Annotated in this window: 12 protein-coding genes and 1 other annotated feature; all 12 genes read left to right on the top strand. The window is 42.0% G+C overall.

What is annotated here, in order from left to right:
* Nucleotides 1-4: 4 nt before the first annotated feature.
* The 12 genes from ADH27_RS03665 to ileS all read left to right on the top strand — a co-directional run bounded on the left by ADH27_RS03665 (nt 5) and on the right by ileS (nt 13,138).
* Complete coding sequence (locus ADH27_RS03665; protein ID WP_023026447.1) at nt 5-271, top strand: DUF3165 family protein; 267 nt, start codon at nt 5-7, stop codon at nt 269-271.
* A gap of 181 nt (nt 272-452) precedes the next feature.
* Nucleotides 453-1,805: a UDP-N-acetylmuramoyl-L-alanine--D-glutamate ligase gene (gene murD / locus ADH27_RS03660; RefSeq protein ID WP_048715789.1), complete on the top strand. Its 1,353-nt coding sequence runs from the start codon at nt 453-455 to the stop codon at nt 1,803-1,805.
* Nucleotide 1,806: 1 nt separating this feature from the next.
* Entirely contained in the window at nt 1,807-2,877 is a 1,071-nt protein-coding gene (locus ADH27_RS03655) for a UDP-N-acetylglucosamine--N-acetylmuramyl-(pentapeptide) pyrophosphoryl-undecaprenol N-acetylglucosamine transferase (protein WP_048715787.1), read from the top strand.
* Entirely contained in the window at nt 2,874-4,088 is a 1,215-nt protein-coding gene (locus ADH27_RS03650) for a cell division protein FtsQ/DivIB (RefSeq protein ID WP_048715785.1), read from the top strand. Before ADH27_RS03655 ends, ADH27_RS03650 begins: the two co-directional genes overlap by 4 nt.
* A 141-nt stretch (nt 4,089-4,229) precedes the next feature.
* The gene (ftsA, locus tag ADH27_RS03645) at nt 4,230-5,582 is read left to right on the top strand and encodes a cell division protein FtsA (RefSeq protein WP_048715783.1); all 1,353 of its coding nucleotides are present in this window, start codon (nt 4,230-4,232) and stop codon (nt 5,580-5,582) included.
* A gap of 15 nt (nt 5,583-5,597) precedes the next feature.
* On the top strand, nt 5,598-6,875 hold the full coding sequence (ftsZ, locus tag ADH27_RS03640) for a cell division protein FtsZ (RefSeq protein WP_048715782.1): 1,278 nt from the start codon (nt 5,598-5,600) through the stop codon (nt 6,873-6,875).
* A gap of 2 nt (nt 6,876-6,877) precedes the next feature.
* Nucleotides 6,878-7,546, top strand: coding sequence for a YggS family pyridoxal phosphate-dependent enzyme (locus tag ADH27_RS03635; protein ID WP_048715780.1), 669 nt, complete (start codon nt 6,878-6,880; stop codon nt 7,544-7,546).
* Nucleotides 7,547-7,555: 9 nt separating this feature from the next.
* Nucleotides 7,556-8,185, top strand: coding sequence for a cell division protein SepF (gene sepF, locus ADH27_RS03630; RefSeq protein WP_048715778.1), 630 nt, complete (start codon nt 7,556-7,558; stop codon nt 8,183-8,185).
* A gap of 1 nt (nt 8,186) precedes the next feature.
* Nucleotides 8,187-8,447 carry a YggT family protein gene (locus ADH27_RS03625; RefSeq protein ID WP_006596781.1) on the top strand — a complete coding sequence of 87 codons (261 nt, stop codon included), beginning with the start codon at nt 8,187-8,189 and terminating at the stop codon, nt 8,445-8,447.
* Nucleotides 8,444-9,232, top strand: a complete 789-nt coding sequence (locus ADH27_RS03620) for an RNA-binding protein (RefSeq protein ID WP_048715776.1) — start codon at nt 8,444-8,446, stop codon at nt 9,230-9,232. The genes ADH27_RS03625 and ADH27_RS03620 overlap by 4 nt, the downstream gene beginning before the upstream one ends.
* A gap of 9 nt (nt 9,233-9,241) precedes the next feature.
* Nucleotides 9,242-10,087 (top strand): DivIVA domain-containing protein, encoded by an 846-nt coding sequence (locus ADH27_RS03615; protein WP_048715774.1) that lies wholly within the window; start codon nt 9,242-9,244, stop codon nt 10,085-10,087.
* Nucleotides 10,078-10,294, top strand: a binding site (T-box leader). (Overlaps the previous gene by 10 nt.)
* 51 nt (nt 10,295-10,345) lie before the next feature.
* On the top strand, nt 10,346-13,138 hold the full coding sequence (gene ileS / locus ADH27_RS03610) for an isoleucine--tRNA ligase (protein WP_048715772.1): 2,793 nt from the start codon (nt 10,346-10,348) through the stop codon (nt 13,136-13,138).
* Nucleotides 13,139-13,375 lie beyond the last annotated feature (237 nt).

Raw genomic sequence — 13,375 nt, 5'->3', positions numbered from 1 at the left:
CAAAATGGTTTATTTAATTATAGGTATTTTGATTCTCCTTTTTTACCTTTTTGCAGCTCCAAAGAGCATCAGAGGAACTCTGAATGTAGTAACCCTAGTCGTATTGTTGGTCTCTTTGGTCATTCTCCTTTGCTTAGCGATTTTCCAAATTTTCCAATTGCCTTCAGAATTTTTTGTGGGCGCCTTCCTTGCTTTTGTAGGCTACCTGGCCCTAGTTGATATTTCGCGATTGCCGACCAAGTCTTCTAAACGCCTGGATAAATCAGAATAAACTGGAGAGCTTGTCTCCATAAAATAGAGTTGTTGTGATATAAAATCATGGCGACTCTTTTTTATGACAGATGGTGAAGCGGTCATTTTTATACGTGTTGCTTCTTTTGCTGTCTTAAGGCTTTTTAATTTGTCTAAAAAAGGGTAAAATAGAAGGTGAACAAATTGGAGAGAAAAAAGCTATGAACGTCATTGAAACATTTAAAAATAAAAAAGTCCTTGTTTTAGGATTGGCTAAGTCTGGAGAATCTGCAGCGCGACTACTCGATCGCCTAGGAGCTATCGTAACAGTGAATGATGGCAAAGCCTTTGAAGAAAATCCTGCAGCCCAAAGCTTGCTGGAAGAAGGGATCAAAGTTGTGACAGGAGGACATCCTCTGGAACTCTTGGATGAAGACTTTGCGGTGATGGTGAAGAACCCTGGAATTCCTTACACGAATCCTATGGTTGAACGGGCCCTTGAAAAAGGCATCCCTGTTTTGACCGAAGTTGAATTGGCCTACCTCATTTCAGAAGCGCCCATCATCGGAATCACTGGTTCAAACGGAAAAACAACCACCACTACCATGATTGGAGAAGTATTAACGGCTGCTGGACAAAACGGTCTCTTGTCTGGAAATATTGGTTTTCCAGCTAGTCAAGTCGCTCAAACAGCGACAGCTAAAGACACATTGGTAATGGAATTATCTTCTTTCCAATTGATGGGGATTGAAGCTTTTCATCCAGAAATCGCAGTCATTACCAATTTGATGCCGACCCACTTGGATTACCATGGATCTTTCGAAGACTATGTAGCTGCAAAATGGGCGATTCAAAAAAATATGACTGCCAAGGATTTTGTGGTACTAAACTTTAACCAAGATCTAGCCAAAGACTTGGCGCAGCAAACAGAGGCTACTGTGGTGCCATTTTCAACCCAAGAAAAGGTAGACGGAGCATATTTAGAGGACGGTGTCCTTTACTTCCGAGGTCAAGCCGTCATGCGAGCAGACCAAATTGGAGTACCAGGCAGCCACAATGTAGAAAATGCTTTAGCTACCATTGCAGTGGCCAAACTTCGTGGCATTGACAATCAAACTATCCAAGAAACCTTATCAGCCTTTGGCGGGGTGAAGCACCGCTTGCAGTATGTAGCTGAGATTGAAGGGGTGAAATTCTACAATGATAGTAAGTCTACCAACATCTTAGCAACCCAAAAAGCCTTGTCTGGCTTTGATAACGCTCATGTCATCTTAATCGCTGGTGGCTTGGACCGAGGCAATGAGTTTGACGAATTGGTGCCAGATATTACTGGTCTTAAAAAGATGGTGATCCTTGGAGAGTCTGCTGAACGGGTGAAACGAGCAGCAGACCAAGCGGGTGTGGCCTATCTAGATGCGACGGATGTGGCAGACGCAACGCGTAAAGCCTTTGAAATAGCTGAGCCAGGTGATATCGTCTTGCTTAGTCCAGCCAATGCCAGCTGGGATATGTACGCGAATTTCGAAGTACGGGGCGATGAGTTCCTTAAAACAGTAGAAGAGTTGAAAAATTAATATGAAAAAAATAGTATTTACAGGGGGAGGTACAGTTGGGCATGTGACCTTGAACCTTCTCCTCATCCCTCGCTTCATCGAGGACGGTTGGGAAGTTCATTATATTGGAGACAAGAAGGGGATTGAACACCAAGAGATTTTGAAGTCTGGCTTGGACATCCATTTCCATTCGATTGCAACGGGCAAGTTGCGCCGATATTTCTCTTGGCAAAACATGTTGGATATCTTCAAGGTCTTCTGGGGAATTCTCCAATCAATTTGGATCATGCTTCGTGTACGACCACAGGTCTTGTTTTCTAAAGGAGGCTTCGTTTCTGTTCCTCCGGTGGTGGCTGCACGACTCTGTTTTGTTCCTGTATTGGTCCACGAATCCGACCGTTCCATGGGCTTGGCCAATAAAATTGCTTATAAGTTTGCGACAAAAATGTTCACAACCTTTGAGCAGCCGAAAAGCCTAGTGAAAGCCCAACATGTAGGAGCTGTGACCAAGGTTCGTCAGGAACAACTTCCAATCCCACAAGAATTGGAAGCAGTATTTGCTCAATTTGATCCACAGTTGCCGACTCTTCTCTTTGTGGGGGGGTCTGCTGGTGCGCGAGTGTTCAATGAGTTTGTCACAAATCACCGAGAAGCCTTGTTGGCAAGATACAATGTCATTAATTTGACAGGGGACTCTTCCTTGAATGAACAAGCACCTCATCTTTATCGAGTGGATTACGTGACGGATCACTATCTTCCTTTGCTCCAAAAGGCAGACCTAGTAGTGACTCGTGGTGGTGCCAATACGATTTTTGAACTCTTGGCCATGGATAAGCTCCATATCATCGTTCCCCTAGGGAAAGAGGCTAGTCGGGGAGATCAGATTGAAAATGCTCAATATTTTGTGGAAAAAGGCTATGCAGAAACCATCGCTGAGCCAGATTTGAGCATGGATCGGTTGCAAGAAACGATGGATAAAATGTTCCAAGGGGCAGAAAGCTACCATCAAGCGATGAAGGCTTCGAATGAATTGCTTTCCTTGGATGAATTTTACAGTCTAGTCCATCAAGAAATTAATAAAAGGAAAAAATGACGGATAAGAAGAACCAAAAAACTCCTAAAGAAGTCACAAAGCTCTCTGAATGGCAGAGACGGAACCAGGAGTATCAAAAGAAAAAACAAATAGAAGAGCAAGAAGAAAAAGAAAAGAAGGCACAAGAAGAGAAGGAAAGACAGGAACTTCTGAATCAAAAAACTCCCTCTGAAGATTTAAATGCAGAAGAGCAAGATACCGAGACTGCAGAAGAAGAAAAAGAGAAGGAGGCTAATCTGGCTGAGGAGGAAGTGCAAGAAACTCTTCCTGACGAAATAGACGAAGAGGATGAAGAAGAAAAAATCATCTACCTAACAGAGCCTTCAGAAGAAATGTTCGAAGAAGAGGAACTAGCGAAGAAGGCCAAAAAGGAAGGTCAGATTGCGAGACGTCACATCTATCGAGCTATTCCTGTTTTGGTGATCAGTACCTTGATTGCAGTCTTTTCTGCCTACCTTTTAACACCCTTAGCTAAGCAAAAAATCATCGAATTCTCAGGGAATAAAAATGCGGATCAGACCTTGTTGTTTGAAAAAAGCCGCATCCAAGATCGGGATTATACCTTGACAACCTTTTTAAATCGGGATCGCTATCTTGCCAATATGAAGGCGGCAAGTCCATGGGTCAAAGATATTTCGATGACTTATGCCTTCCCTACGACGTTTAAGGTTCAGGTTGAGGAATACCAGGTCTTTGGTTACTATGTGACGGAGGAAGATCACTATCCTATATTAGAGAATGGGGAAGTGGTAGAGACACCAGTTGCTGCGGATCAGCTTCCTAAGACTTACCTAGCCGTTCGATTTTCTGATCGAGAATTGGTCCGACAATTCGTCAAACAATTGGGGAAAATACCATCTTCTGTGCGCGATAAAATTGAGTCAGTGGACTTGACACCGAGCAAGGTGACGAAGGATTTGATGACGCTGACCATGAAGGATGGCACTAGGGTCCTAGTACCGGTATCTCAAATCAAGCGTAAATTGCCATATTACCATCAAATTCGCAAGCTGATTGAAGATGACAGTGTCATTGACATGGAAGCAGGGATATATAGTTACAATGCAGAAACAATGGCCAATTTAGCTCTGGAAAAGAAAGAAAAAGAAGAAGGGGAAGGGAACAAAACAGAAGAAGCTGATGCTAACTCGACAGATTCTGATGAGAGTGCAGTCGTAACCGAGCAACACGAAGAAGTTCCCGCTGAGTAAACCCTCATAAATTATCTGAAATAAATAAAGAAAATATGCCCACTATGGGCATTTTTGTGTTATAATGAAATTTGGATAGTTCTAACTAAAATGGAGCTATTAATTGACGTATAGGAAAACAAAAGAGAGAGGACTGGTGTAATGGCTAGAAACGGCTTTTTTACAGGTTTAGATATCGGTACTAGTTCAATAAAAGTATTGGTGGCAGAACATGTCAATGGAGAAATGAATGTAATTGGAGTCAGCAATGCAAAAAGTGCTGGCGTCAAAGATGGAATTATTGTTGATATTGAGGCTGCTTCTAATGCGATTAAAAGTGCAGTAAGCCAAGCAGAAGAAAAAGCAGGAATTTCAATCAATCTTGTTAACGTTGGGTTGCCAGCGAACCTTCTTCAAATTGAAGCAACTCAAGGAATGATTCCTGTAACCAGTGATTCAAAAGAAATTACGGATGCAGATGTTGAAAATGTTGTCAGATCTGCTTTGACAAAGAGTATGACTCCAGACCGTGAAGTCATTACCTTTATTCCAGAAGAGTTCACAGTTGACGGTTTCCAAGGAATCCGCGATCCACGTGGAATGATGGGAATCCGTTTGGAAATGCGTGGTCTCTTGTATACTGGCCCTAGAACTGTCCTCCATAATTTACGGAAAACAGTTGAACGTGCTGGTTTGCAAGTTGAAAACATCATTATTTCACCACTTGCAATGATTAAGTCTGTATTGAACGAAGGAGAACGTGAGTTTGGTGCGACCGTCATTGATTTAGGTGGAGGTCAAACGACAGTAGCTTCTGTTCGAAATCAAGAACTTCAATTTACAAATATCTATCAAGAGGGTGGCGATTACGTTACCAAAGATATTTCTAAAGTATTGAAAACTTCTCAAAAATTAGCAGAAGGCTTGAAGTTCAACTATGGAGAAGCTTATGTTCCATCAGTTGGTGATGAAGTCTTCCACGTTGAGGTGATTGGTGAAGTAGAACCTGTCCAAGTATCTGAAAAATATTTGGCAGAGATTATTTCAGCTCGGATCAAACACATCTTCGACCAAATCAAACAAGATCTTGAAAGAAGACATTTGCTTGATTTGCCTGGAGGAATTGTCATCATCGGTGGTGGCGCTATTCTCCCTGGTATTGAAGAATTGGCGCAAGAAGTCTTTGGTGTAAATGTGAAATTGTACGTTCCAAATCAAATTGGAATCCGCAATCCAGCTTTTGCCCACGTGATTAGCTTGTCTGAATATGCTGGAAATCTCACAGATGTAGATATTCTTGCTCAGGCTGCTGTACATGGAGATCAACGTCTTCGTCAGCAACCAGTTCAGTTTGAACGACCAGTACAGCAACCGGTTGTTCCAACATATGTACCGGAAGAAATTGAGCCTGTCGTTAACGTCGAGCAACAGCATCCAGTTGAAGAACAAAAACAAGAAGAAAAAACTACCTTTACAGACCGAATGAAGAATTTAATCGGTAATATGTTTGATTAAGGAGTGTAAGTATTTATGACATTTTCATTTGACACAGCAGCGGCACAAGGTGCAGTTATTAAAGTAATCGGTGTCGGTGGCGGTGGCGGTAATGCCATCAACCGCATGATTGACGAAGGAGTTGCTGGTGTAGAATTCATCGCAGCAAACACAGACGTACAAGCACTTTCAAGTGCAAAAGCAGAAACAGTTATCCAATTGGGTCCTAAGTTGACTCGTGGTTTGGGTGCTGGAGGTCAACCTGAGGTTGGTCGTAAAGCAGCAGAAGAAAGTGAAGAAGTATTGACAGAAGCTTTGCAAGGTGCAGACATGGTCTTCATCACTGCAGGGATGGGTGGAGGATCTGGTACAGGTGCTGCACCAGTCATCGCTCGTATTGCCAAAGCCGTTGGTGCCTTGACAGTAGCCGTTGTGACTCGTCCTTTCGGATTTGAAGGAACAAAACGCGGAAACTTTGCGATCGAAGGGATCAATGAACTTCGCGAGCATGTGGATACTTTGTTGATCATTTCTAACAACAACTTGTTAGAAATTGTAGATAAGAAAACGCCACTTCTTGAAGCATTGAGCGAAGCAGATAATGTCCTTCGCCAAGGGGTTCAAGGGATCACTGACTTGATCACAAGCCCAGGATTAATCAACCTTGACTTCGCTGACGTGAAGACTGTTATGGAAAATAAAGGAAATGCCTTGATGGGTATTGGTGTAGGTAATGGTGAAGAGCGTGTCATTGAAGCAGCTCGTAAAGCTATCTACTCACCACTCCTTGAAACAACCATTGACGGTGCTGAAGACGTGATCGTCAACGTTACTGGTGGTTTGGATATGACCTTGATTGAAGCAGAAGAAGCTTCTGAAATTGTTAACCAAGCAGCTGGTCATGGCGTAAACATTTGGCTCGGTACATCTATTGATGAATCAATGAAAGATGAAATCCGCGTAACGGTTGTTGCAACTGGTGTTCGTCAGGATAAAGTTGAAAGAGTTAGTGGAATTGCATCTCATGCACCAAGTTCAGCACGTTATTATCAAACTGGACCACGTGAACAACGTCCACAAACTCCACAATTCGATCGCGAATTCGATTTGAAGGAAGAAATCGAAATGCCTACTCCTCAATCACGTGCTAAACAAGAAACACCTCGTGGATCTGCGTTTGGAGATTGGGACATTCGTCGTGAAAATATTGTACGTCAGTCTGATACTAGCACTGGTCGTCAAGTTGAACGCTATGTGGATTCTTCTTCAGAAGATGATGAGTTGGAAACACCACCATTTTTCCGTAATCGTTAAGAATGAATCTGATTGAAAATAAAGAGCGAATATTCTCGCAGGTTGCACAAGCAATGGAAACAGCAAACCGCACGGATCAGGTCAATGTGATTGCTGTTACTAAGTATGTCGGTATCGACCAAGCTAAGGCTTTGGTTGATGCAGGAGTCTGTCATATCGGTGAAAACCGTGTTGATAAATTTCTAGAAAAATACCAAGCTCTAAAAGATGAGGGACTGACCTGGCATTTGATCGGTAGTCTCCAACGTCGTAAAGTAAAAGAAGTTATCAATTATGTAGATTACTTCCATGCTTTAGATTCTATGAAGCTTGCCCAAGAAATTCAAAAAAGGGCGAGTCACCCAATTAAATGTTTTATACAAGTCAATATTTCTGGAGAGGAAAGCAAGCATGGATTTGCTCCTGAAGAGCTCGATGCGATTCTTCCTGAACTAGAAGGCTTGGATAACCTACAAATTGTTGGATTAATGACGATGGCTCCTTTTGAGGCAAGTCAGGACGAGTTGCAAGCCATATTTGCAGCAACTCACCAACTTCAAAAAGAATTACAAAAGAAACAGTTGAAAAATATGCCCTTTACAGAGTTAAGCATGGGAATGAGTCGTGATTATGATGTGGCGATTGCTAACGGTGCGACTTTTGTGCGAATTGGGACCTCATTTTTCAAATAGGAAAGAATTATGTCATTTAAAGATAGATTTGATCGATTGATTGATTATTTTACTGAAGATGGAGATGAGTACGATGTGCAAGAAGCGCCTGCTCAAGCAGTCGGAGCTAGCCAACCTGTAGCATCCCCTAAACCAGTACAACCATCATCAAAACCACGTCAAAAAGCTGTGGTAGCTGCCAAGGAGCAGAAACCTACTCCTGTTGCAGCAAGTCGTCCACAAGTAGCTTCTACAGCAGTGGTTGAATCAGCTTCATCTCAAAAATCATCTTCTGAAAATATTACTCGACTTCATCAACGTCAACAAGAGTTGGCAAGAAATCGTTCTGCTGCAGATGAAAAGATTACAATTGATGTTCGCTATCCTCGTAAATACGAAGAAGCAACTGAAATTGTCGACTTGTTGTTGGCAAACGAAAGTATTCTTATTGACTTCCAATACATGACAGAAGTTCAAGCAAGAAGATGTTTGGATTATTTGGATGGTGCTCGCTATGTATTAGCCGGGAATCTACGTCGTGTTGCAAGTACTATGTACTTATTAACACCAATCAATGTCGTTGTGAATATTGAAGATATTCGCCTTCCAAATGATGTCGAAGTTGCTGAGTACGACTTTGATATGAAACGAAATCGTTAATATGTTTGTCCTACAATTAGTTAGAAATTTCTTTCAGGTTTTTGAGCTAGTACTAATCATCTATGCTTTGCTTAGTTGGTTTCCAAATGCATCAGAATCGGCTTTAGCTAAAATGGTTCAACGGATCGTCGAACCATTTTTGAGCCTATTTAGAAAGATTCCTTTGCAATTTGGTGGGTTAGACTTTACAGTCATGTTTGCCTTACTTGCTCTATCCGTAGTGGAACGATTTGTCCTTCAATTTTTGGTGCAATTTATATGACCAAGGGATTTTATCAACACTATAGTCCAGAAGACCACGTCTTTATAGATCGAGTTCTAGAATTAGTAGCTCGAGTGGAGCAACAGTATAGTTTTGAACTGACTTCCTTTTTGAATCCACATCAGGTTAATATTTTACGACAAATTGGTGCCCACCACGGTTTGCAGGTGTTTTCAAGTGCAGAAATCTATCCTACAGAATATGCACGAGTGATTCTGGCTCCTAGCTACTATCAGTTAGAGACATCTGATTTTGAAATAAGCCTGTTAGAAGTTCTTTATCCGGATAAGTTTTATCGGTTAAGTCACTCTCAAGTTTTGGGCTCGCTTCTCCATCAATTAGGCATAGAAAGAAAGTCTTTTGGTGATATTCTAGTTGGACAAGGGAAGATTCATATCTATGTGGATGAACATTTCTCCTCCTATTTCAAAGAGAATCTTAAGAAAATCGCAAAGGCATCTGTGAAGATTCGTGAGATTGACTGTCGAGAACCTATCACCGTAGATGAACCATCCAAACTCAAAGATCTATTGGTTACTAGTGTTCGACTTGATAAACTAGTAGCTTCTACCTTTAAACTTGCTCGGTCTGTAGCTGTTCAATTGGTTCAGTCGGGACAGGTAAAGGTAAACTATGCCACTATTGATAATCCTAGTCGGATGATCCAAGTAGCAGATTTAATTAGTGTTCGAAAGTATGGCCGATTTAAAATACTATCAGAAAATGGCCTATCAAAAAGTGGAAAATACAAATTAACGGTTGAAGTATTTTCCAGTAGAAAATAAGGAGGAACTATGGCACTTACAGCTTTAGAAATCAAAGATAAACGCTTTTATGTAAAATTTAGAGGCTACGATGCTAAAGAAGTTGAAGAGTTTCAAGACATGGTCTACCGAGACTATGAAAAATTAGTTCGTGAAAATCATGAATTGGAAACAAAAATTAGTGCGTTGGAAGAGCGCTTGAACTACTTTGATGAAATGAAAGACTCTTTGAGTCAATCAGTATTAATTGCTCAAGATACAGCAGAACGTGTGAAGCATGCAGCAAATGAACGCTCAGAAACCATCGTTCGTCAAGCGGAGCAAGATGCTCATCATTTAGTTGAAGAAGCAAAAGCGAAAGCAAATGAAATTCTCCGTCATGCTACAGACAATGCCAAGAAAGTTGCTGTAGAAACGGAAGAATTGAAGAATAAGACGCGTGTCTTCCACCAACGTTTGAAATCAACTATCGAAAGCCAATTGAGCATCATTGATACACCAGAATGGGATGAAATTCTTCGCCCAACTGCTATGTATATTCAAACCAGTGATGAAGCTTTCCGTGAAGTAGTCGAAAAAGCTTTGGAAGAAACGGTTCATCATAACTACGATGATGAATCAATTGATTTGACTCGTCAATTCTCACGCGCTGAAATTGAAGAATTGCAAAAACATATTGAAGCTGTAAATCGTGAATTGTCTGCGACTCAAGCTTTTGAAGGATTGAATGAAAAAGTTCAAGAAGCTTTGGAAGAAGCAGAAAAAAATCAGGTAGATCAAGATTCTATTGATGAAATTGTTGTAGAAACTCCTCTAGTTGCTGATATTGATGCTCCAGAAGGGGAAGAACAACGGGAATCTGTTTCAATTTTATAATCTGTAAAAACAGTGATCTTATCAAATAGTTTTAGCGAGCAGGTGATGGTGGAAGACCTGTACTTCCTTTGATAGGATTGATCCTTTTACAAATCTTAGTGGTGAAATGAGTAACCACTAACGCTGGTCAGCGTTAGCGACAAAAGAGGAGAAAGAGAGGATTCTCTTTCTTGAATGAAGGTGGTACCACGACTTGTCGTCCTTTTTGGCGAGGTCGTGGTCTTTTATTTTGTATGATTATTTTTTAGAGGAGACACCATGAAACTCAAAGAAACACTGAATTTAGGGAAGACAGAGTTCCCGATGCGGGCTGGTCTGCCTACAAAAGAGCCAGTTTGGCAAAAAGAATGGGAAGAAGCAAAGCTTTACCAACGTCGTCAAGAATTGAACCAAGGAAAACCACATTTCACCTTGCATGATGGCCCTCCGTATGCCAACGGAAATATCCACGTAGGACATGCCATGAACAAGATTTCAAAAGATATCATTGTTCGTTCTAAGTCTATGTCAGGTTTTTATGCACCGTACATCCCAGGTTGGGATACACACGGTTTGCCAATCGAGCAAGTCTTGGCTAAACAAGGTGTCAAACGCAAAGAAATGGACTTGGTTGAGTACTTGAAACTTTGCCGCGACTACGCCCTTTCCCAAGTAGATAAACAACGCGAAGACTTTAAACGCTTGGGTGTTTCAGGTGACTGGGAAAATCCTTATGTGACCTTGACGCCTGATTATGAAGCGGCGCAAATCCGTGTCTTCGGTGAAATGGCTAACAAAGGCTACATCTACCGTGGAGCTAAGCCAGTTTACTGGTCTTGGTCATCAGAGTCAGCTCTTGCTGAAGCGGAAATTGAATACCATGACTTGGTTTCAACTTCCCTTTACTATGCCAACAAGGTCAAAGATGGCAAAGGTGTCCTTGATACAGATACTTACATTGTTGTTTGGACAACAACTCCATTTACCATCACGGCTTCTCGCGGGTTGACTGTTGGTGCAGATATTGATTATGTCTTGGTGCAACCAGCTGGCGAAGCTCGTAAATTTGTGGTCGCTTCAGAATTGCTGAACAGCTTGTCTGAGAAATTCGGTTGGGCGGATGTTCAAGTGTTGGCAACTTACCGTGGTCAAGAATTGAACCACATCGTGACAGAGCACCCATGGGATACAGCAGTAGATGAACTCGTTATCCTTGGTGATCACGTTACAACAGACTCCGGTACTGGTATCGTCCATACAGCTCCTGGTTTTGGTGAGGATGACTACAATGTTGGTATTGCCAATGGTCTCGAAGTTGCTGTAACTGTCAACGAACGCGGGATCATGATGGCCAACGCGGGTGAGGAATTCGAAGGTCAATTCTACGACAAGGTTGTTCCGACTGTTATTGAAAAACTAGGTAGCTTGCTCCTTGCTCAAGAAGAAATCTCTCACTCCTACCCATTTGACTGGCGTACGAAAAAACCAATTATCTGGCGTGCTGTGCCACAATGGTTTGCTTCTGTATCTAAATTCCGTCAAGAAATCTTGGATGAAATTGAAAAAGTCAAGTTCCACTCAGAGTGGGGTAAAGTCCGTTTGTACAACATGATCCGTGACCGTGGCGACTGGGTTATCTCTCGTCAACGTGCTTGGGGAGTTCCTCTCCCAATCTTCTACGCAGAAGATGGCACACCAATCATGACAGCTGAAACCATCGAGCATGTAGCTCAACTCTTTGAAGAACATGGTTCCATCATCTGGTGGGAACGGGATGCTAAAGACCTCTTGCCAGAAGGATTTACCCATCCAGGTTCACCAAATGGTGAGTTCAAGAAAGAAACAGACATCATGGATGTATGGTTCGACTCTGGTTCATCATGGAATGGGGTGGTAGTGAACCGTCCTGAGTTGACTTACCCAGCTGATCTCTACCTTGAAGGGTCAGACCAATACCGTGGTTGGTTCAACTCATCTCTCATCACCTCTGTAGCTAACCATGGTGTCGCACCATACAAACAAATCTTGTCACAAGGTTTTGCTTTGGATGGTAAAGGTGAGAAGATGTCTAAATCTCTTGGAAACACCATTGCTCCAAGCGATGTTGAAAAACAATTTGGTGCGGAAATCTTGCGTCTCTGGGTAACCAGTGTAGACTCAAGCAACGACGTGCGTATCTCTATGGATATCTTGAGCCAAGTTTCTGAAACTTACCGCAAGATCCGTAACACGCTTCGTTTCTTGATTGCCAACACTTCTGACTTTAACCCAGCTGAGGATGCAGTAGCTTACGAAGAACTTCGTTCCGTTGATAAGTACATGACCATTCGTTTTAACCAACTTGTTAAGACCATTCGTGATGCTTATGCTGACTTTGAATTCTTGACAATCTACAAAGCCCTAGTGAACTTTATCAACGTTGATTTATCTGCCTTCTACCTTGATTTTGCCAAAGATGTTGTTTACATCGAAGGAGCTAAGTCACTTGAACGCCGTCAAATGCAAACGGTCTTCTATGACATTCTTGTGAAAATCACCAAACTCTTGACACCGATCCTTCCTCACACTGCTGAAGAAATCTGGTCATACCTTGAGTTTGAAGCGGAAGAATTCGTTCAATTGTCAGAATTACCTGAAGCTCAAACATTTGCCAACCAAGAGGAAATCTTGGATACCTGGTCAGCCTTCATGGACTTCCGTGGCCAAGCTCAAAAAGCCTTGGAAGAAGCACGGAATGAAAAAGTGATCGGTAAATCACTCGAAGCTCACTTGACTGTTTATCCAAATGAAGTGGTGAAAACTCTTCTTGGAGCTGTTAATAGCAATGTAGCACAACTCTTGATTGTCTCTGAATTGACCATCGCAGAAGGACCAGCCCCAGAAGGTGCAGTGGCCTTTGAAGATGTAGCCTTCACAGTTGAACGGGCTACTGGTGAAGTTTGTGACCGTTGCCGTCGTATCGACCCAACAACGGCTGAACGCCACTACCATGCAACCATCTGTGATCACTGTGCAAGCATCGTTGAAGAGAACTTTGCAGACGCAGTTGCAGAAGGCTTTGAAGCAAAATAATAGATATCAAAAGAAGTTCCATAACGGAACTTCTTTTTGAACGCAGACAAACTATTATTTTTTATAAAACAGCTGGATGATTTTCAAAAAGTGACTTTCATTTTTTAGTCATTTAAGAAGATGAAAAACTTTCCGCCGTGAGAAAAGTGCCTGAAACAACTGTGTTTCAGGCATTCGGGAGTTTTGAGAGTAAAACAGTTTGGGAAACTGTTTTAGCCTGAGCCCGGAAATTAAAGA

It is taken from the genome of Streptococcus sp. 343_SSPC (assembly GCF_001072385.1).
Taxonomy (GTDB): Bacteria; Bacillota; Bacilli; order Lactobacillales; family Streptococcaceae; genus Streptococcus.
Note: the sequence above shows the minus strand (reverse complement) of the source record. Positions and strands in the feature narration are given on the sequence as shown.